19 protein-coding genes and 1 riboswitch are annotated in these 21,854 nt (G+C 37.6%); of the genes, 4 read left to right on the top strand and 15 right to left on the bottom strand.

Features of this window, described 5'->3' with window-relative positions:
* The first annotated feature begins 3 nt into the window (after positions 1-3).
* A complete protein-coding gene (locus tag R4Z10_RS02970; protein WP_338471750.1) occupies positions 4-1,227 on the top strand; it encodes an MFS transporter in 1,224 nt (407 codons plus the stop codon).
* Between the two features lie 59 nt (positions 1,228-1,286).
* Here the strand turns inward: R4Z10_RS02970 and R4Z10_RS02965 are convergent, their stop codons facing one another.
* The 6 genes from R4Z10_RS02965 to R4Z10_RS02940 form a co-directional block, all read right to left on the bottom strand.
* On the bottom strand, positions 1,287-1,799 hold the full coding sequence (locus R4Z10_RS02965) for an acyl-CoA thioesterase (protein ID WP_338471749.1): 513 nt from the start codon (positions 1,797-1,799) through the stop codon (positions 1,287-1,289).
* 44 nt (positions 1,800-1,843) lie between these two features.
* Positions 1,844-3,061, bottom strand: coding sequence for a homoserine dehydrogenase (locus R4Z10_RS02960; protein WP_338471748.1), 1,218 nt, complete (start codon positions 3,059-3,061; stop codon positions 1,844-1,846).
* A gap of 84 nt (positions 3,062-3,145) precedes the next feature.
* A riboswitch (SAM riboswitch) is annotated at positions 3,146-3,251 on the bottom strand.
* Positions 3,252-3,532: 281 nt separating this feature from the next.
* Positions 3,533-4,894 (bottom strand): aspartate kinase, encoded by a 1,362-nt coding sequence (locus R4Z10_RS02955; RefSeq protein WP_338471747.1) that lies wholly within the window; start codon positions 4,892-4,894, stop codon positions 3,533-3,535.
* Between the two features lie 162 nt (positions 4,895-5,056).
* Positions 5,057-5,995 (bottom strand): dipeptidase, encoded by a 939-nt coding sequence (locus R4Z10_RS02950; RefSeq protein WP_338471746.1) that lies wholly within the window; start codon positions 5,993-5,995, stop codon positions 5,057-5,059.
* Positions 5,996-6,125: 130 nt separating this feature from the next.
* Complete coding sequence (gene dat, locus R4Z10_RS02945) at positions 6,126-6,968, bottom strand: D-amino-acid transaminase (RefSeq protein WP_338471745.1); 843 nt, start codon at positions 6,966-6,968, stop codon at positions 6,126-6,128.
* A 401-nt stretch (positions 6,969-7,369) separates the two neighbouring features.
* On the bottom strand, positions 7,370-10,081 hold the full coding sequence (locus tag R4Z10_RS02940; RefSeq protein ID WP_338471744.1) for a dynamin family protein: 2,712 nt from the start codon (positions 10,079-10,081) through the stop codon (positions 7,370-7,372).
* 367 nt (positions 10,082-10,448) lie between these two features.
* Between R4Z10_RS02940 and R4Z10_RS02935 the strand changes: the two genes are divergently transcribed.
* The 3 genes from R4Z10_RS02935 to R4Z10_RS02925 all read left to right on the top strand — a co-directional run bounded on the left by R4Z10_RS02935 (position 10,449) and on the right by R4Z10_RS02925 (position 14,014).
* Positions 10,449-12,110: a glutamine--tRNA ligase/YqeY domain fusion protein gene (locus tag R4Z10_RS02935; RefSeq protein WP_338471743.1), complete on the top strand. Its 1,662-nt coding sequence runs from the start codon at positions 10,449-10,451 to the stop codon at positions 12,108-12,110.
* Between the two features lie 380 nt (positions 12,111-12,490).
* A complete protein-coding gene (locus R4Z10_RS02930) occupies positions 12,491-13,441 on the top strand; it encodes a nuclease-related domain-containing protein (RefSeq protein ID WP_338471742.1) in 951 nt (316 codons plus the stop codon).
* Between the two features lie 69 nt (positions 13,442-13,510).
* A complete protein-coding gene (locus R4Z10_RS02925) occupies positions 13,511-14,014 on the top strand; it encodes a hypothetical protein (protein WP_338471741.1) in 504 nt (167 codons plus the stop codon).
* A 114-nt stretch (positions 14,015-14,128) separates the two neighbouring features.
* Here the strand turns inward: R4Z10_RS02925 and R4Z10_RS02920 are convergent, their stop codons facing one another.
* The 9 genes from R4Z10_RS02920 to R4Z10_RS02880 form a co-directional block, all read right to left on the bottom strand.
* Positions 14,129-14,362, bottom strand: a complete 234-nt coding sequence (locus R4Z10_RS02920) for an excisionase family DNA-binding protein (RefSeq protein ID WP_338471740.1) — start codon at positions 14,360-14,362, stop codon at positions 14,129-14,131.
* A gap of 14 nt (positions 14,363-14,376) precedes the next feature.
* On the bottom strand, positions 14,377-14,727 hold the full coding sequence (locus tag R4Z10_RS02915; protein WP_338473147.1) for a YbaN family protein: 351 nt from the start codon (positions 14,725-14,727) through the stop codon (positions 14,377-14,379).
* Positions 14,728-14,942: 215 nt separating this feature from the next.
* The gene (gene dmpG / locus R4Z10_RS02910) at positions 14,943-15,974 is read right to left on the bottom strand and encodes a 4-hydroxy-2-oxovalerate aldolase (RefSeq protein WP_338471739.1); all 1,032 of its coding nucleotides are present in this window, start codon (positions 15,972-15,974) and stop codon (positions 14,943-14,945) included.
* Positions 15,975-15,999: 25 nt separating this feature from the next.
* A complete protein-coding gene (locus tag R4Z10_RS02905) occupies positions 16,000-16,884 on the bottom strand; it encodes an acetaldehyde dehydrogenase (acetylating) (RefSeq protein ID WP_338471738.1) in 885 nt (294 codons plus the stop codon).
* 46 nt (positions 16,885-16,930) lie between these two features.
* Entirely contained in the window at positions 16,931-17,713 is a 783-nt protein-coding gene (locus R4Z10_RS02900) for an IclR family transcriptional regulator (RefSeq protein WP_338471737.1), read from the bottom strand.
* Between the two features lie 246 nt (positions 17,714-17,959).
* Positions 17,960-19,345, bottom strand: coding sequence for a protoporphyrinogen oxidase (hemG, locus tag R4Z10_RS02895; RefSeq protein ID WP_338471736.1), 1,386 nt, complete (start codon positions 19,343-19,345; stop codon positions 17,960-17,962).
* A 216-nt stretch (positions 19,346-19,561) separates the two neighbouring features.
* Complete coding sequence (gene fetB / locus R4Z10_RS02890; RefSeq protein WP_338471735.1) at positions 19,562-20,320, bottom strand: iron export ABC transporter permease subunit FetB; 759 nt, start codon at positions 20,318-20,320, stop codon at positions 19,562-19,564.
* Positions 20,317-21,081, bottom strand: coding sequence for a phosphate ABC transporter ATP-binding protein (locus R4Z10_RS02885; RefSeq protein ID WP_338471734.1), 765 nt, complete (start codon positions 21,079-21,081; stop codon positions 20,317-20,319). The genes fetB and R4Z10_RS02885 overlap by 4 nt, the downstream gene beginning before the upstream one ends.
* A gap of 181 nt (positions 21,082-21,262) precedes the next feature.
* Positions 21,263-21,586 (bottom strand): hypothetical protein, encoded by a 324-nt coding sequence (locus R4Z10_RS02880; protein ID WP_338471733.1) that lies wholly within the window; start codon positions 21,584-21,586, stop codon positions 21,263-21,265.
* Positions 21,587-21,854 lie beyond the last annotated feature (268 nt).

Here is a 21,854-nt window from a genome sequence, read left to right as displayed (position 1 = left end):
TATATGGTAGACAAGAGAATCGCAAAGCGAAATTTAAGGATTATGTGGTTCGCAAACTTTTTCGTTGGTGCTAGTATGACAATGGTTCTTCCCTTCATCTCCTTATATATTGATTCATTCGGGGACTTTTCAGATACTTATGTTCAACAATGGGCAGGTTGGACGTTTGCAGTTACTTTTCTAACTGCTTTTTTATTTGCACCAATTTGGGGGAAAATTGGTGATAAATTTGGACGTAAAAAGATCCTTATTTTTTCAGGGGTAGGTCTAGCATCCTCCCTGTTTTTAATGGGATTTGTTACATCAGTCTGGCAACTGTTTTTATTAAGGCTTTTTTCTGGCATTTTTACTGGGTTTATTCCCACTTCTCAAGCCTATATTTCAACACAAACACCAAAGGAAGTCGCAGGCCGGGCACTTGGCACATTACAAACAGGTAATATTACTGGAAGTTTAATGGGACCTTTACTCGGTGGAATGTTAGCTGATGCCGTTGGCTTTTCAACATCATTTAAACTAACCTCTTTTCTCATCTTAATTTCAGCTTGTCTTGTGTTTACTACGAAGGAATTTAAGTTAGGTACGAAGCAAGAGTTGACCAAAAGTTACTCAAGTATGGAAGTAATCAAGCGGATTATTCATAATCCTATCATGGTTACCGTATTGCTTCTTTCTACCTTAATTCAAGTAGCTAACTTTAGTATCCAACCTATTCTCTCATTATTTGTTAATGAACTTCATGGGGACAACAATCTTGCCTTTTTCTCAGGAATGGCTTTCTCTGCTGCGGGATTAGGAAGCTTGTTAATGGCAAAACGCTGGGGCGGACTTGGAGACCGATATGGATATGTAAAAATTTTGATCATCCTTTTATTTGCTGCAGGTCTCATTTATCTTCCAGGGGCCTTTATTACCGATTACTGGCAACTCCTAGTCATTCGATTTTTGTTGGGAATTACATTAGGCGGCCTTATTCCGCTTCGAGTGGCCTATATTCGTCAAGAGGCTCCGATTGCAGTACAAGGAGAGGTTCTCGGTTATAACACCAGCCTTCAATTTCTAGGTAATCTGATTGGTCCTTCAATGGGTGGAATAATTTCCGGACATTTTGGCTTCTCATCTGTGTTCTTTACGACAAGCGGTTTGCTTGTAATTGGTGGGGGTATCCTATTTACATCTGTTCATCATCATAGGAAGAAAGTGAAAGAATCAGTAAAGGCGAGTTAAAGAGTCGGCTAGTTTGTGCCGACTCTTTTGGATACTTCTTGACAAGAACCATTCTCAAATCATTTCCATGGTTGATTTGTCGTTATAAACTCAGCCAACTCTTGGCTTTTTTGTTTTCTTTCTTTTCGAATTCTTGCTCTCTCTGGTGCTGTTTCATGTAACTTTTTTTCTTCTTTTGTTTCCGGAATGACCTGTGGAACTTGTATAGGTCTTTTCAGATGATCAAGTGCCACAAAAGTTAATAAAGCCGTAGCAGCTATTTTACGCTCTCCACTTTTTAAATCCTCCGCAATAATTTTCACAAATACTTCCATCGATGATCTACCCGTCCATGATACATACGATTCAAAACAAACTGAGTCTGTTGGGCGAATCGGATGCAAGAAGTCAACTGAATCCGTTGACGCAGTTACGCATTCGCTGCGGCTATGACGCGCTGCCGAAATAGAGGCAACTTGGTCTAAATCACTCATTAATCTCCCACCAAATAATGTATTATGATTATTCACATCATTTGGGAATACACGACTCGTTCGAACTACTCTTGATTCCTTACAATATTTAGCTTTCATATATCCTTTTCCTCCTGATTCATCCCACAATGTTACACGATTAATTACACTAATAATAATTCCTTCACAAGGGAGAATTCCCCTTCAATTGGAACCATCTTCACAACTGGATAGTCTTGTTCCCATTTATTCATACTTTCTGTTAAACCACGTACATAAATGGCTTCTTCACTAACATTTAAGATCTCTGCAAAATACGGCTCGAGAACACTCCGTTCTAAATCCTTACTAAAGAGTAGCCATTGCCCTGTTTTTACTTGTTGTTCTCCGCTATTCAATTTATCATCGAAAAATTTAAGTGGTTGTTTTTCGTATAAATGCGGCAAATCCTCTATGATTGCACTAGCAGTCGGAAGCTTACCGGCACCCGGACCTAATAATGTGATGTTTCCTACTATATCAGCGTCAATTGAAAGAGCATTTTGCACACCTTCTACACTGTAAAATGGATGGGCGTCTGTCACAAGTACTGGCTCAACATTACATTTAATGGCGCCTCCTTGCTTTTCTAATTTTGCAATATGTTTATATTTTAAACCTAAAGAGGAAGCAGTCTGAATTTGTTCTCTAGTAATATGCGAAATTCCTTCACGCACAATATGCTCGGGTTCTGGCAGTTTCCCAAATATGACGTTACTCAGCACCAGCGCCTTAAAATACGCATCAAAGCCTTCAATATCATTTGTAGGGTCTGCTTCAGCAAAGCCCTTTTCTTGGGCCTCTTTTAATACATCCGCAAAAGGCAAACCTTTTTCTCTCATGTTCGTCAAAATAAAGTTGGACGTTCCATTTACGATTCCTTCTATTTTAGTAATTCTGTTTACATTCAATAGCTTTCGTAGCGTTTGAATAACGGGAATTCCACCAGCGACCGTAGCCTCAAACCCAATCGAAACTTGGTGTTTTTTCGCTAGTTCTAACAATTCCTTCCCATGGTGAGCAAACATTTCCTTATTGGCTGTGATGACATGACTGCCTCTCTCGATGGATTTTTTGGCACATGTAAAAGCTGGTTCTTGCCCGACAATTGCGTCTATGACTACATCTAATTTAGCCAATTGAAGGATGTCGTCAAATTGATCCGTTAACAAAATCGATGAATCCTCTAATTTATGCTTGTCTAAATTTTTAACAAGAACCGCTTCAACTTTCACTGGTTTTCCTAATAAATATTGTAAACGTTCTTGATGTGTTTCAATGGTCTCAAGCACGCCTTTTCCTACCGTTCCAAGTCCGAGAATTGCAATATGAATAGCTGACATGAACCATCATCCCTTCTATTGTTGTATACAAAAAGACCTCTTCTATTAATAAGAAGAGGTCTTTAACATATCGATGTTTTCCTCCTCTTATCTTTCAGAATTACTTCTGCAGAAATTAGCACCTTTTCAAGACTACCTTGATGGTTGCCGGGCTTCATAGGGTCTGTCCCTCCACCACTCTGGATAAGAGTTAATTAATATAGATTTATCACATTCGCCTGTCGAATTTGCGTCCGGGACTTTATCGAACGTGTCGCTAAAGTACCTTTTTAAAAATCCGAAGCATCTGCCGGAAACTTTATCTCTATCAGCTAATTTTAATTTCCACTGAATGATAGAGGGATTATATTCATCCCCACTCATTAAAGTAGAGTACTTCTGTACCTGTTGCAAGCTATTGCTATATAGCTTTGTTGAATGAGTTAGAAAAGTTAATTATTATTATAGCTAATAATATAAGTTATGCAAGAGTTATACTAATACACTTGCAAAAAATTCATTATATAATGCTTGAACAGCTCTTTTTTCATCCTGAGCTTTCACACCAAACATCATACTAACTTCAGAAGATCCTTGATTAATCATATCAATATTAATGTCAACCCCAGCAAGTGCCTTTGCTGCTCTAGCTGTTGTACCAACATTATGACGCATCCCTTCACCTACCACCATAATTAGGGCTAGATGATGCTCGATAATCACTTCATCAGCATTTAGTTCATTCTTAATTCGTTGTAATACTTCTAGCTCAATTTCCTTATTCAGTTGCTTTTCGCGTAATACAACAGTCATATCGTCAATACCTGATGGAACATGTTCGTAACTTAGACCAAAGTCCTCAAGAATTTGTAAAACTTTACGGCCGAAACCAATTTCGCGATTCATCATATATTTGCTCACATAAATGCTGCAAAAACCATCATCACTAGCGATTCCAATGACAGGACCGTTCTTATTTTCGCGCTTGCTCACAATTAACGTTCCTGGTGCAGATGGATTGTTTGTATTTTTTACATTAACTGGAATACCAGCACGGAAAGCCGGGATTAATGCTTCATCATGGAACACGGAGAATCCAGCATATGATAATTCACGCATTTCACGATACGTTAATTCACGAATTTCTTTCGGTTGTTTAACAATACTCGGATTAACCGAATAGACTGCATCCACATCAGTAAAGTTTTCATATAATTCTGCTTTGACACCGTTTGCCAAAATGGATCCAGTAATATCTGATCCGCTGCGTGAGAAGGTCAGTACAGCTCCATCTAGACTATAACCAAAGAAACCTGGAACAATTAGAATACCGCTACGTTCACGTAAACGATACAAATTTTCATAAGACTCTGGAAGAACTTGAGCATTTCCAGGTTCATTAGTCACAAATAGACCTGCTTCTTTCGGATTTACATAATGCGCTTCCTGACCCCGTGCATTAAAATAGGCCGCAACCAATTTTGCATTATTATCCTCGCCTGCCGCTTTTAAAGCCTCTATATATAAAGTTGGGTTGCTCTTATCCCCGTTGATAAGACCAACTAGATTTTCACGGATTTTATCAATAATCTCTGATGTAAGATTTAATTCCTCAGCGATCTGTGCATATCGGTCTACAATTGCTTGTAATTCTTGTTCTACTACTTCACCTGCTAAAGACTTTTCTCCAATCGTGATGAGAAGGTCTGTTACTTTAATATCATCGCTATATCGCTTTCCTGGAGCTGACACAACAATCACTTTTCGTTCAGGATCTGACAAAACGATATTATATACTTTTTCTAATTGTTTACCCGATGCTAAAGAACTCCCACCAAATTTTGCTACCTTCATCTCGTCATCTCCCACACAGTTATCATTTTAGTAGAAATTTATTTTTCTATTATCCACTGTTTTAATAAAAATTGCAATCCTTTTTCCTCCTATTGTGGACAAATGTTTTTTATAAGAGGACATTTAAGAGGTAATTAAGGAAAAAGCCCGAAATTTGTCGACTCACCCTTCAAAATCACTTGGACGATGGTCTAAGAAGTTCTGGTACGCAAATCCCTTTACATCATCTTCTTTGTAATAACGCAATAATTTTTCGATTAAGTTTTGGGTTTGGGAGGCATTTTCTAAATCTTTAACAAAATAGGAGATGCCATCAAAGTCTGAACCTAATCCTATTTGTTTCTTACCCCCTAATGAACAAAAGTGATCAATATGGGCAATTAAATCATCAATTGAAGCAGGGCCGTCTTCTCTTATAAATTTTGGATAGTAGACAACATGAATCATGCCGCCTTTCTTAAACATTGCTCTTGCTTGATCGTCGCTCAAGTTACGTGGATGATTACACAACTTCAGCGAGTTCGAATGACTAGCAATCGGATATTTCGCCAACTCCATTACATCCCAAAATGATCGTTCACTTAAATGAGATACATCGGTAAGGACATGGTGTTTATTATTCCAGGCGACAATTTCTTTGCCAAAAACGGTTAATCCTCCACCACGCGGTTCTTCTGCCCCATCTGCCGCTAAATTAGCATGGTTCCAGGTTAAACCCACAGATCGTACACCTAGTTGGTAAAGGATATTCAGCTTTGAGAGGTCATTTCCAATGGCTTCAACCCCTTCAAGAGTTAACATTGCTCCAATTTCACCATCTTGTAAAGTATCAAAATCGCTCCAGGTTTTGATTTGTTTCATTTCTGGATTTTTCCCAAGGACTTCTTCATAGAAATAATGGATTTGCTTTAAAGCTACTTGGAATTTTTGATCTGAGGGAATATCAGGTTCGATGAAGATGGCAAAACATTGTACATGGATTTCTCCCTTTTTTAACCGTTCCTTATTCGTATTTAGTTCAGGTGAGTTTGCAAAGGTTAGTGTCCCTTTTGCTTCCTCTAATTTAAACAAGGCATCACAATGCAGGTCAATAACTTTCATGAGAGCTCCTTTCTATGTTCTTTCAACATAGCATTTTCTATATAGTGATCCTTCCATCAGTGGTTTTTTTCATCCCCCACCTAGCTTCTAATATGATACTTAGAATCTTGAGGTGAGGTCTTACAGCCCATTAATCCTGATAAATTTCTTGTTGAAATTGTTGGTATAAACGTTTGGTCATGTTCCCTGGTGTTCCAAAACCAATTTTATATATCCCGTCAACCTCAACAATTGGTACGACCTCATTTGTCGTGTTGGTCATAAAAACCTCATCTGCTTCTATTAGATCTTTTTTACGAAAGGGGTGCTGTATAACATTTATGGAAAGCTTTTCACATAATTGTATAACAGCCCTTCGAGTGATGCCAGCTAATATTTTATTTGATAATGGCGTCGTATAGAGTTCGTTATTTTTTACAATAAAAATATTGGAAGACGACCCTTCTGTTATCCACCCATCACGATGCAGAATTGCCTCAAAACAGCCCATTTCCTGAGCTGCTTGCTTGGCCAATATATTGGGAAGAAGGTTAAGAGATTTAATATGACAGTTGGCCCATCGTTCGTCTTCATGGAAGATTGCCTTAACCCCACTTTCACGAAAAACAGGATCTAATGGGATCATTTCATTGACAGTCATCGTTATTGAGACCGGAACGTCTGGGAATAAATGATTTCGGGGTGCTATTCCACGGGTTATTTGCAAGTAGATTTTCGATTCTAATAGGCCTGAAACTTTAATGGCCTGCTTGATTAAATCATTAAAATAACTCTTGTTACACTCTAATTGAAGCTTTATCGCTGTAGCACTAATAAATAGTCGGTCGATATGCTCACTCAACATAAATGGCTTTCCCTTGTAAACACGGATCACTTCATATACTCCATCCCCATATTGATGGCCGCGCTCCTCAATTGGAATAACCGGTTCAGTTAAAGGAATATACTTGCCATTAATATAACCAATCCCCATGAAATTATCTCCCTTCGCCTGTTTGAATTCTATCGATGAGTGCATACTTGATATGGAAACCTTGGCTAATAAGATTGGATTGTTGTTCCATAAAAAAGTCTAAGAAATACCATGATTATGTATATGGACCAATCCTTAGAATAGAACAATAGTTTTTTATACCGTTTTGATTCATTAAGGGAAGATTTTCGTTGTTTTTATGACTTCTACGAATATTTTTAGACCTATTTCTTGGAATTGCACCAAAGTGGAGGGTGATTGCACCAAAATGAGGAAGAATTGCACCAAATTGGAGCTGGATTGCACCAGTTTTACCTGTAATTGCACCTATTCTCTTTTTCTGAAAAAAAACATAACAAAAAACCCGTTCTCTACTCGAAAACGGGTTTCCCTTGCTAAGACTATACTCTCATTTTACTTTCCTTTTGATTAAGCCATTCATTCTGTCTTAACCTCACTTCAAAGAAGGTAAGTGGATCTGTGTAGTATTCAGGGTTTTGGCGCATTACTTTTAATTCTTCTCTCATGGAAGCAGTATCCTGATTGGTTTCATCCACTGTTTGTTTTAAAATCGCAAGCGGATTTCTGAAGAAAATTGCCACATCGCGGTCAAGTCCCTTCTCAAACAATTCAAATTGCTGGAAGAATTTATTTGCAATTAACTCTGTAACCGCAACGTAATCCTCTGATTCGATAAGCTGTTTGTATTTGTTATAAAGCTTTGTTTTATTTTGGGAAAGTCCGCCAAGTAACTTCCCAGCACTTTTTAATAATAGTTGGGTTGGGGTAGACCGTAAAAAGATATTAAGGTTTTCCCAGTACATCCCACTAGTCATTCGATCTGCATCTCGTCGCCAATCATCTAACACTTTAAAATCACACTCTAGTTTTAACTTTTCTTCTCCATAAAGTTCATTAAAACTATCCGCCATCTCATTAATTGAAAATTGGACTTCATTAAAAATGTTTGTGCAGTCTTCAATCCAATTTTGAATAAAACCGTAATATTGTGGTAAAGCTTTGTCTTCCAAGTAAGTCTTTACAATTCTATTCATTTCTTCATTTAATTCGTTATACAGATTTCCAAAATCACTGTCTTCTTTAATAAATTCAGTGGTGCTTTTAAGTAAAGTCGGAATATGTTCTAACAAATCCTTCCTCATGGCTTCTTTCACATTGTTGTAGGATCTTGTCATAACGCGAACCTTGTCAATTTCTAAATCGCTTACTTGATGAACAGCCCCACTCACTTTTGACACCATCGATTCATTCCATCGAATACTATCCGCTAACGAATTTTCCTTATCAATTCGTTTATTAATTAAATAAGAGATCATCTTGCGAATATAGTAAAGGAGGTTAGTTGTTCTGCCTAACGTGTTGTCCTGCTTTCTAAAATAATCATTTAAGAAATGACTTAAATCTCTTAACTGACTGTGCGGATCATAATGCGGTGAATAGGCAAATATTTTCGCATTTCCAACATATGGACGTATTTTAGCGGCCGTATCACTAATAAGCATGCCTGCCTCTGCCTCATCATATACTGAATCCATTTTATTTAATAGGAAGTGAATCGGCACATTCGGCTTCATTTCTGCTATTTTCGTTAAAGCCTCAATCTCTGATTCGGTTATAGGATTGTTGGCATTTAATATAAACAAGATTCCATCCGCTAAATGCAAATGTTCGTAATCATCATCCTGCCCTATTAAATCAGGTGTATGAATGATAGAAAGCTCGTTTCTTTTTAAAAAGTCATTCTCTAGTTTCACATGATAGGAACATTGATATCGAAATGATGGCTGTTCCTCAACTTCCTCGACTTGTAAAATTTGAGACTCTGAAATTTCGTCGATTACATCCTCATCTGCGTGATCTACAATTACTAGGCTTGACTGGCTTTCCGGTAAAACCTCCTGATTCAATACAGAATTGACAAAGGTTGATTTACCACTTTCATAAGTTCCAAGAAGTAAAAGTTGATACTGCTTTGGGTTCATTATAGATGTTAACATCCACTTTAACGTTTGGGATGGTTGTAATTGCTGCTTACTCGCCCATATTAAGATGTCTCGAGCCAGCTTAATCACTGTGTCAATGCTGAAGGACGGTTGGTCAAGTTCCAATAGATAACTTTCAGCTTTATAGACAGTAGAGGCTTCAATACTTCCAGGGAATATCTCTTCCCATGATAGAATTGCAGCGGACACCGCCAACACCCTAGAAGAATCACAGATTTTAAGCCAGCTTTTTAATACTTGTGGAATAATTGTTTCAATTTCTTTAACTAAAAATTCACCATTAATCAAAGAAAAGTATGATTGTTCATACCAACTCGATAACTCGCTCCAAGTGTCTTGATTAGAATCCAAGCTTTCGATGACCCCATTGATCACCATGACCCAATCCATATGTTTCGGTGTATCGAAATAGCTATTCCATAGCGATGCTCCAAGTTCCTCAAAACGCTCAGGGGCCAATGTAGCCAACAAATTAAGGCCTTTGGCAAAATAAGCCGGTTCTTTTATAACAGTATGACCATTTTTCACATAATCTATTAAAATATCAAACCACTCAACAGATTCTAAGCGTGCCCCTTCATTTGCGGCTAGTTCAATCGCACTAGACCAATCTTGCTGTTTCTCAAAAAAGGCTCGCGCCAGCATTGTTACATTCTGATAATCAGGATTGATCACGACTGTCTGCTTAATCTTCTGGCTGGCAAGGTCGAACTTTTCGAGTTGGATATATAATGAAAACAGTTGCAGCCAAATTTCTGTTTTCAGTATTAAGTCAGTCGTATCGATACTATGGTAAACTTCCTCTGCCGTTGGCAATAAGCCCAGTTCAAAATAAGCATCCGCGATATTTTTTTTCGCCCAATATTCAAGCTCTCCTTGGACGCTTTCCCATTTGAAAATCGCTGTTTCAAAGTCTTTATACTGAAAATATAATTCACCTTGGGCAAATCGAATTTCTGATAATTCCGGGATGTCGTTTTTAGATTCTTCTAAAAAAGCCTCTCCAAAAAACTGAATCGGCTCCTTATCTGAGTGATCATCTAATAATGTTTCATAGTAGTTTTTTTCAATCAATTTCACATCATTCACTATTATCGTCCCCCAAGTAAAATTCACGCTCTCATATATATGTAAATATTACTTCCTTTACCACTCAATTTCCTTTATTTTAGTATAATATACAATACGTATTGACGAACAATGTCGTTTAGCTCACTTTATTCGACACTTAACAGGTATTAAGACCCTCGAAGTCATTTTCTCTATTGTACCATTTTTTAAATTACTAAGTTAGCCTTATGAGTAAAATGGTGGTTAACTGAATAGGTCCTAGTAGATTGTTTGCTGTGAAAAGTGGTTATAATGATAAAATATCTTTTATATTGTTTAAGTGTTACATTTTAATTTGCTATAATGGTGGATAAGAACCTTACATAATAGAAAGGCTGATTCAGGGATGGAAAATAATTCAAATTTTATTAAGACTATTATAAAGGAAGATTTAGAAAGCGGAAAACATAGTGAGATCGTTACCCGTTTTCCTCCTGAACCAAATGGGTATTTACACATCGGTCATGCAAAATCAATCGTCATTAACTTTAGTCTTGCGGATGAATTTAATGGAACAACGAATTTGCGATTCGATGATACTAACCCGACAAAAGAGGATCAAGAATATGTCGATTCAATAAAAGAAGATGTAAAATGGCTCGGCTTTGACTGGGACAATCTTTTCTTTGCGTCAAACTATTTTGATGAAATGTACAACCGTGCCGTATTGCTCATAAAAAAGGGGCTTGCTTATGTAGACGATTTAACGGCTGAAGAGATCCGTGAATACCGCGGTACATTAACCGAGCCAGGAAAGATGAGCCCTTACCGCGATCGTTCGGCAGAGGAGAATCTCGACCTATTTGAACGGATGAAAAATGGTGAATTTGAAAACGGAAGTAAAGTTTTACGGGCAAAAATCGATATGGCTTCACCTAATTTAAATATGCGCGATCCGGTTATTTATCGAATAGCTCATGCTACCCATCACAATACAGGTGACAAATGGTGCATCTATCCAATGTACGATTTTGCCCATCCGTTAGAGGATGCGATCGAAGGAGTTACACACTCCATTTGTACAACTGAATTTGAAGACCATCGTCCGCTATATGATTGGGTTGTCGAACATTGTGAAATGGAGAGTGTTCCGCATCAATATGAATTTGGTCGTTTAAATTTAACGAATACGGTCATGAGTAAACGTAAGCTCAAAGTACTCGTTGATGAAGGGTTTGTGGATGGCTGGGATGATCCACGCATGCCAACGATTTCTGGTTTAAGAAGACGCGGCTATACTCCTGAAGCCATTGTAAATTTTGTTCAAGAAACCGGTGTCTCAAAGGCTTCAGGTACAGCTGATTCTGCCATGTTAGAACACTTTGTTCGGGAGGATTTAAAACTGAAGGCTCCGCGCACAATGGGGATTCTTCGTCCTTTGAAAGTCGTGATTACGAATTATCCAGAAGGACAAGTCGAAATGCTTGATGCGGAAATCAATCCAGAAAATCCAGAAATGGGTGTTCGTAAGATTCCATTTTCTCGTGAGATTTATATTGAGCAAGAGGATTTCATGGAAAACCCACCAAAGAAATACTTCCGTCTCTTCCCTGGAAACGAAGTGCGTTTAAAACATGCTTACTTTATTAAGTGTGAAGAAGTAATAAAAGACAGTGAAGGAAATGTCATTGAAATTCATTGTACCTATGATCCAGAAACAAAAAGTGGTAGTGGATTTACAGGTCGTAAAGTAAAAGGCACGATTCACTGGGTTGAAGCGAGTCAAGCCATTCCAGCCGAATTCCGTTTATATGAGCCATTAATTCTTGATGATGAATTAGAAGCAGCAGAAGAAGCTGGGGAGGAAACCACTTTCATTGATCATGTGAATAAAAATTCGTTAGAAATCATTCAAGGGTTTGTTGAACCGAATATGAAAGATGTCAAATCCCAAGAAAAGTTTCAATTTTTCCGCCATGGCTATTTTAACGTCGATCCTAAATTATCAACCGTTGAAAAAACAGTATTTAATTTGATCGTTTCGTTGAAAAGTTCATTTAAACTTTAATTTGTGAAGGCCTGATTCTTTGAATCAGGTCTATTTTTGTCGAGATAGTAACGGATTTTTTCCAGAAAAAGGGAGTAGGTGCAATTAAGGACGGTTTTGGTGCAATTCCTGCGGATTTTGGTGCAATCCTCCTTAATTTTGGTGCAATTATTGCCCGTTTTGGTGCAATTATTGCCCGTTTTGGTGCAATTATTGCCCGTTTTGGTGCAATCCTCCTTAATTCTGGTGCAATTCTTTTTTTAATTAGATTTCAAAACCAATAAACATCGCAGAAGCCAGTAATATTTCATTAATTGTTCATAAAAACCACAAATATAGAGAAGGAACCATAGTAGTTTTCTAGAATGTAATCAAAGAATACTTATTGAGGTGAATGTTATATGAAAAATGAAAGAAAACCACCTTTACGGCTACTTCAAGAGGAAGCACTTGCGCGGAGATTACCGAAAAATCATCCCATATTACCGAAAGTCCATAATAGCATTGAAAAAAGACGGGCTGGATATCGTGGTGAGCTAAATATGGATTATCACCTAACGTTTCTTCCGCATAATCGCTATACAATCGTGCGGGACCTTCATTTAACCGATCAATTTCCCTTTCAAATCGACACACTTTTGCTTTCTCCCCAAGTCATTTTTATTTTAGAAACGAAAAATATATTTGGCGAACTCTTTTTTGATAAATACTCCAAACAATTAATCCGAACAGTTGAAGGAAATGAGAACGGTTTTACAAATCCACGAGAACAGGCACAACGGCAATCCTACCAATTTCAAAATTGGCTTATAAAACATAATTTTCCTTCTATCCCCATCGAGCATTTTGCTACAATCAGCTACCCACAAAGCATTATGAAAACAAATGATGAGAAACTATTTGACCGTGTGTTTCATACCGAACATATTGTTAATAAAATTCTTGAGTTTGAACAACCTTATTCTACCTCTGTAGCAGATAGTAAAATGATACGAAAAATACATAAAACTCTCATTAAGGAAAATACCCCTATGAAAATAAATATCCTAAACAAATGGGGCATTTCCCCACATGAAATTATTAAAGACATTCAATGTCCCACTTGTCTTCGTTATCCGATGAAAAGGAATCACGGGATCTGGTTTTGTCCATATTGTATGAATGAGTCAAAAGAAGGACACATCCAAGCCATCAAAGATTATTTCTTGCTATTTGATTCTCCTATAACAAATAAAACGTGCAGGGAGTTCCTCCTATTATCCTCTAGACGAACATCACAACAAATCTTAAATTCAATGAATCTCATTAAAAAAGGAACCACCAAAAGTGTATTTTATATAGAAAACGATTAATAACCGCTCGGGCAACTGGTATCCTGGGACTTCCAGTCTTCATACATTAAGATTATGGAGGTGGAAGGCTTGAAAAAATGGCTGCTTGTACCCGTTTTGTTCCTCACGTTCGTCCTTTCCGGCTGTTTTAGTGACCCCGTTCAAGAAGATCTTCTTGTATACTTAAATGAAGACCTTGCCGAGATTGCCCACTTGGAAAATGAGGCCCTTAGTGCTTACGAAAGCGTCACAGGTGCCAACTATACGGATGACTATATTCTATACGAAATGATGCTATTAGAAGTTATTCCTACTTATCAAAGGTTTGAAACCGAATTAGAATCAATTAAAGTCAAAACCGATGAATTGCGGGAAGCACATGAGATTTATATTGAGGCAGTTAACTTGCAAAGCAACGCTTTCATAAGGATTGTCACAGCTTTAGAGGAATATGACCGAGCCAAAATTGAAGAGGCCAACCAAATGTTAAGTGAGGCACGAAAGCTTTTTCGAGATTACAACCATGAAATTGAAAGGCTTGCCGATGAACACAATGTTGAGCTGACTGGCCCTGTTGATGGAGAGGTTCTATAATAAATTTAGAGGATATGTCGACAGCACAATAATGTTAACAAAAGGGTCGTCAAACAACTTACGTTTAATAACGCAAAAAGCTTAGACCCTTATAAATGTCTAAGCTTTCTTCTTTTAATCCTCATCCTTAATATCGCGATCTTCCGGAATCGGTTCATTATAATATTCTTGGACGAGTTCTTTATATTTTTTCATCTGCTCTAGATGGGTATTAAATTGCCCTTTGCTAATAAGATATTCCCCGTTCCCATCAGGCATAGCTCGAATACTACCTTGAACAATAAGTTTTTGAATCATAGACTCTGGCAAAGATAAATATTCAGCCGTCTCTTTAATCGTTAAATACAAACAAACCCCTCCACTCAGTGAGCTTCTATCGTTTTAATTTTTGTCATAAAATAATAATACTTATAAGCTACGACGAGGATAAGTAAGATTTTCACAAGATTGCTGTCCAAAATAAAAAACGGAATAGCAATCATTGCATCTGCAGTTAATAAAATTGTCCACTTTTGCTTACGTGTCATCGCTCTCTCTCTAACAAAATCTTCAAGATATTTTTTATATAATTTCGTCCCTTTAAACCAGCGATCGAATTTATCCGAACCTTTTACAAAAAAGAATGTTGCTAAGAGGAATAATGGTGTAGTCGGCAGGATCGGAAGAACAATTCCAATAATCCCTAACCCTACACATAAAAATCCTAGTAGTATATAAACCCAGTTGATAATTGTTTTGACTTTTATTCACTCCCCTCTTGTTATTCAATACAGTCCTATTATACTAGAAAAGCGACGATTTCAAAATATACGATCAATACGAAAAAGCAAGTAGGTTTTCCTCTATTAACAGGAAGCTCTACTTGCTTTCTATATTATATCCCCTTTATTAAAAACCCTTTCCCATCCCCATAGGAAATTATAATTATTTATTTTGCAGCTACTGCGCTTTTCGCCTTTGCAAGTTCAGACGCAACATCGATAATCATATCTTCTTGACCACCGACAACTTTGCGGTTACCAAGTTCAATTAAGATATCACGAGAGTCAACACCGAATTTTTCAGCTGCACGTTTTGCATGAAGCGCGAAGCTTGAATAAACACCTGCATATCCAAGAGTTAAGCTGTCACGCGTAATTTCTTGGGGTACTTGTAGCATTGGTGCGACAACATCTTCTGCCACATCCATAATTTTATACAGATCTACACCTGTTTTAATTCCAAAACGCTCACAAGCAGCAATTAGAACTTCCGTTTGTGTGTTACCAGCACCCGCACCTAGACAACGAATACTTCCATCAATACGAGTTGCACCTGCATTGATCGCAGCCAGTGTGTTTGCCATTGCTAAAGATAAGTTATTGTGGCCGTGGAAGCCAATGTTTACACCTAAAGATTCTTTCAATGCATGGATGCGCTCAGTCACTTGATCAGGAACTAAGTAACCAGCAGAGTCAACTACGTATACTGTATCCGCTCCATAGCTCTCCATTAATTTTGCTTGTTCTACTAATTTTTCAACTGGTGCCATATGAGACATCATTAGGAAGCCAACTGTTTCCAATCCTAATTCTTTTGCATATGCGATATGTTGTGGAGCCACGTCTGCTTCTGTTACATGTGTAGCGATACGAGCCATTTTTACACCTAAATCTGCCGCTTGTTTTAATTCTGTTAGAGTTCCGATACCAGGTAGTAAAAGAACAGCCACCTTTGACTTGCCGTCAACAGCGTCGACAGCTGCCTCGATTAATTCCATTTCATCTACTTTAGAAAAGCCGTACTGTAAAGATGAACCCGCTAATCCGTCGCCGTGTGCCACTTCAATGTAAGGAATATTTGCTTCCGCTACACCTTTTGCAATGTCACGTACTTGTTCAACTGTAAATTGGTGGTTAACCGCATGGCTTCCATCACGTAAAGCAACCTCTGTAATTAAAATATCTCTCTCATTTGTCATTATGTTATTTTCCCCTTTCTACAGCTTAGACTGTTTCTTTCTTCGCATTTTTTGCAAACTCTTCAGCAACACGGACAGCAGCAGATGTCATGATATCTAAGTTACCTGAGTATTTTGGTAAGTAGTCTCCTGCACCTTCTACTTCAATGAAGATGGTTACTTTATTGCCATCAAAAATAGGTTCTGTGCGTAAGCGATATCCTGGAACATAAGATTGAACGGTTTTTTCCATTTCAAGAATTGATTCACGGATTTTAGCTTCATCCATTTTTCCTTCTTCTACTAATGCATAAACCGTATTACGCATCATAATTGGAGGTTCAGCAGGGTTTAAAATGATAATGGCTTTCCCTTTTTTCGCTCCACCTACTACTTCAATCGCTTTTGACGTTGTTTCAGTAAACTCATCAATGTTAGCACGTGTACCAGGGCCCGCACTTTTACTTGAGATCGTTGCAACGATTTCTGCATAATCAACACTTGCTACACGATTAATTGCATGTACCATTGGAATTGTAGCTTGACCACCACAAGTGATCATGTTGATATTGCTTTTGTCAATATGTTCATCTATGTTTACCGCCGGTGATACATATGGTCCAACAGCAGCTGGTGTTAAATCGATCATTTTAATGCCGCGTTCTTGAGCTAATTTATTATTATAAAGGTGGGCTTTCGCACTTGTTGCGTCAAAAATGATATCTGCTTCTAGATTAGAATCTGCAAAGAAGCCATCAATTCCAGTATCTACACCCGCATAGCCAGCTTCTCTTGCACGACGAAGTCCATCTGATTCTGGGTCAATCCCGATAACAGCAGTTAATTCTAAGTATTCTGATCTTCCTAATTTAATCATAAGGTCTGTACCGATATTACCTGAGCCAACAATGGCAGCTTTTAATTTTGCCAAATTAATTCTCCTCCTAAATGTCTATATTTAATATCTTAATCTGTTCTCAATTGGTAGAGACATGGAACAGCTTGTAGCCTAATTTGCTTGAAATTTCAGAAGCAGCGTTTTTGACTCCTTGTATGACGACAGGAAGGCGATCCTCGGTTACTCTCATTTTTGGCGAAGCACAACTGATTGAGGCAAAGACCTCCCCTTTAAAATTAAAAATTGGCGCGGCTACGCATTTGAGACCGATTTCAATTTCCTCATCATCAATCGAATAACCATTCGATTCAATCATTTTTAATTGTTGTTTAATTTCGTTCCTATCGGTAATGGTGAATTCAGTAAATGTTTCCAATGGAACGGTGTCTAAAATTCGATTTACTTCTTCTTCAGTTTGGTATGCGAGTATCGCTTTCCCAACTCCTGTGCAATGAATCGGTGCCCTTTTTCCAACATGAGAATAGATTCTAAGTGTTTGTGGACCTTCTTCTTTTGCTACATAAATTAGCTCGTCCTGTTGACGAACAACTAAGTGAACCGTTTCCTTCAACTCATCAACTAAATTCTTAATTATTGGAAGCGCAATGTTTACGATATCCAGTTGTTCTCCCATGTGATGTCCCAGTTCAAATAACCTTAAACCTAATTTATACTTAAGGTTTTCTTGGTTTTGTTGAAGGTATCCTCTGTGTTCAAGCGTTTTAATGAGTCCATGTGCTGTACTTTTTGAAATACTTAGAAATTCGCTAATTTCTTTCACACTCAGTTCCGGACCCAAGCGCAAAAATAACTCCAGGATATCAGCTGCTCTTTCTACAGATTGAATTAAACGTTCTGACACGTCTGATCTCCTCTTCGTTCGGCACTATCGAATGCCGTTCGTATTTTACACTACACTTATATAATACCACCTTTTTCAGTTTCGTCAATAAATTTTTATTTATCAGAAAGTTAGTATATTGAAAAAATTTTAAATATATGTCTGTTCCCAATCCAAACGAATATCAACACTCCATATCTAGTCCTATCTGAAATAAAAAATTACTAGATATGGAGCATACAAACCTTTGTTAGAAGTGTCTTTTTATTAAAGTTGAGAAATAACTTTACTTGCCACGTTTTCTCCGTTTACAATACAATCTGGAATTCCTACTCCGTAATAAGAAGCACCTGCTAATAAGATTCCAGGATAGTTACTTTCTAATTTCGTTTCCAAATTTTTGACTGTTGTTGAATGCGTAATCAAATAATTTGGCATATTGTCTGTCCAATTTGTAACGACACTAACACTTGGTTCGATATCCAGTCCAAGGCTTTTTTTCAAATCTGCTTGGACAACATGAAGGAGCTCTTGTTCTGATAAGTCTTTTAAAGCCCCGAAATAGGGGTTACTGCTTTTATAAAATAAGCGAACTAGCAAGTTACCTTCCTTGGAAGTATGTTTCCATTTTCGACTAGTCCAAGTACATGCATCGCAAAATACGGCTTCCCCTTTCTGGGTAATAAAGCCCGTACCATCTAATGGCAAAACCTCATCTGAAACATGGAATCCCATATAGATGCTGATCATTGAACTGTTTTTCAACTGTTGGAATTCCTCCCGAAGATCTTCATCCTTAAAAAAGCCTTGTGCTACTGTATGTGGAACACTAAAGATAATTTGATCGGCTGCGATGGAGTCACCATTTTCAAATGTTACTAGATAACGATGATCCGCTTGGTCAATCCCACTCACTTTTGCATTTTTACGAACCTCAACATCTTCAAACTTTTGTTGATACGCTTCGATTAATGTATTTAAACCATTTCTAAACGATAAAAATCGTTGTTTTCCATCGCTTTGAAATTGAGCTTTATTTTCATAAAAACCTTGTATAATGCTTCCATACTTCTCTTTATAATCCAATATATATGGGAGGGTAGATTCAATCGTTAGTTCATACAAATCCCCGGAATATACTCCTGAAAGAACGGGTGATATCTGCTTTTCGACTAATTCTTTTCCTAAGAAGTATTCTAAGAATTCACCGACTGAAGCACTCTTCGTAAACCTATCATTTTTAGTATAAAAATCTTTAAGCGCTTCCACTTTTCCTTCTGATGAAACAAGGGTACTTTTTGCCAAAGATTCAAGGCTTGCAGGAATTCCAAACACCGAATCTTTCGGAATCAATTTTAGCTCACCTTCAGTAAACAGAAAAGATTGACCTGCATGATTGTAGACGATTTCCTCTTCCAAGCCGAGATCCTTTATAATTGGCATTTCTTTGATCTTACGGGTTACAATCGAATCAGCGCCTGTTTCCATTAAGAATCCGCCATCTTTGACTGTTCGGATTTTCCCACCTAGCTCTGCGCCCGCTTCAGCCAAAATTAACTGAACATCGATCCCACTTTCTTTCTTCCATTTCTGTAATGTATACATGGCAGATAAACCAGTAACTCCTCCGCCAATAACTAGTATAGTACTCACGCCATTCCTCCTCTATGATTCAATAAAATTCGCCCCGCCGAATTTGCGCCCGGATTTTTATTACGCTTCAAAACGCCACATCCTAGTCCAAGGCATCCGCCGGAGGCTTAACTTCTTTCAGCGGGGTTTGAACCCTCACCGAATACAAAAACATTTGCTGAATGAAGTTAAAAGTTTAACATAATTTACAGAGGCTAGTTGCCAACCTTCATACACTTATTCCCACTTACTAATAGTTAATTGTTGGTCTTTATTAAATAAGCTAGGGTAGATGAGAAACCCGAGAATAATGGCTGTGATGGAGGCTGCTGACATAATAAGGAACACAATTAATAGTTGAAAACGGACAGCCTGAAGGGGGTCAGCGCCTGCAATAATTTGACCGGACATCATGCCAGGTAGTTGTACAAGTCCAATCGTTTTCTGACTATCAATCGTCGGAATCAGGCTTGATTTAATAGATTGTTTTAGAATCGGATGAATCGCCTGTTTCACTGTCCCTCCAAGTGACAAAACGAGTTGAACTTCCTCTTTTCTCATCTCTACTTCGCCCTTTAGTCGGTTAAGAAATAAATTTGCAATCACCATTGAATTCCCGATAATCATCCCGCTAATCGGAATAATATACGCCGGTTTAGGAGGGATGATTTCAAGCCCTAATAAAAACGCTTGTGTAACGATTTCTACAATGGTAATTGTAATAAATATCTTTGTGAAAATATGAGGTAATCCTTTTCCGCGCTTTGCTGCATTTTTTGCAGCGACTACGATCATTACTAGTAGCATTAGGATCACAGCAATTGGATTATCGAAGCCAAATACGAGTTTTAAAATATACCCCACAATTAGTAATTGGATCGTCGCTCGAATACTTGAAATTATAAGATCCCGACCTAGCCCCAATTTAAAAGCATTGGAGAGAAATAGGGCCATAATAACGAAAATAAAACTAAGTAAAATTGCACCTAAACTCATATATATACCTTCTTCGTTTCTAAAAATTCCTTTGTCAGGTCATGAGCTGGTTTGTTGAAGAATTCCCGAGTAGGAGCTGCTTCAATCACTTTCCCATCCATTAAAAACCATGTTTGATCACCGACCCGTTCTGCCTGTGAGAGGTCATGAGTCACCCAAAGGATGGTCGTTTTCCTCTCTTTATTAATCCGTAAAATAAGTTCTTCAATTTCATGGGCTGCAACCGAATCAAGGGCTGATGTCACCTCATCCAATAATAATATGGCTGGTTCATTCACAAGCGTTCGGGCAAGTGACAATCTTTGTTTTTGACCTCCGGAAAGTTCTTTTGCCTCTCTAGATAAAAGTTCATCTGATAGACCTACATATTTCATATACTTCTGGGGGTCCGGCAGCGGCTCTCCTTTTAAAATAGCAGGGAGCGATAAATTTTCGAGCGCTGTTCCTTGCATCATTGGTGCAGCCTGAAAAGCGATTCCTACTTTACGTCTAAGTTCTTGGATATCCCATTCTCGAATTTCCTGGCCGCCTATGTAAATTTGACCTTCATCTGGAGTTTGCAGTAAATTGGTTAACGAAATTAACGTGCTTTTTCCTGAACCAGATGGACCGATTAGAGTTAATATAGAGCCTTTTTCAACTTTCCCACTAATCCCTTTTAACACTTGCAATGACTCACTTTGTTGCTGAAACGTTTTACTAACATTTACAAATTCTAATTCGGGTCTCTCGTGTATTGATTCATTTTCTAGTAGTTGCATAGTCCTCTCACTTCTTTGCTTATATGATTATTTCAGTGCCAATATATGATTACATTTTACCATTAAAGTTAAATCATACCTTATTTTTTGAGAGGAGATTCGAGGCTTTTTAGCTAATTGAATTTATATGTTTAGAAGAAGTTCGGGGTTATCTCTTCTTATTTGTTTCTCCTTTAGGAAGCTATATCTTATTTTCACCTTTATCTAAAACTTTATCAATCTTATCAACAAACATTTGGTAGACTTTTTTCTTTTCTTCTAAATCCTTTATCGATTCTTTCAATTCTATGAACGACTTTTCAAATGGCTTTTGGTATTGCTCTCTAATGGTTCGAATTATTTCCTCATTCATCGTTGATTGGACCACTTGTTTTGTGATGTTATATTTGTAAGTATACACTTGTAACTCGCTTCTCACTTCATCATACTTTTGATCGATTTCATTTAACAAAGAGTTAATTTCATCTTTCCATTCTTGCAATGCCTTTTCAACATTTAAATCCATCTTAATCCCCTTTTTATTAAAATTTATAGACTCATTCTATCATTGTATCAAGCATCCATTTCAGTTTCTTTGCTAATAGATTACAATCTTGTTTTTATAATCAAATTCACCTCCCACCGAAGGCTTAGCCTCATTCAGCCGGGGTTTAAACCCCCGGCTGAATCAAATAAACACTTTGCAATCATTCCAACTTATAGAAGTTGTGGACTCCTGTACCTGTCGCAAACTATCGGTACAAAAACATTGCTGAATGAAGTTAAAAATGCTG

Origin of the sequence: Niallia sp. XMNu-256 (genome assembly GCF_036670015.1) — a bacterium.
Taxonomy (GTDB): Bacteria; Bacillota; Bacilli; order Bacillales; family Cytobacillaceae; genus Bacillus_BD.
This window is presented reverse-complemented; position numbering and strand designations above follow the sequence as displayed.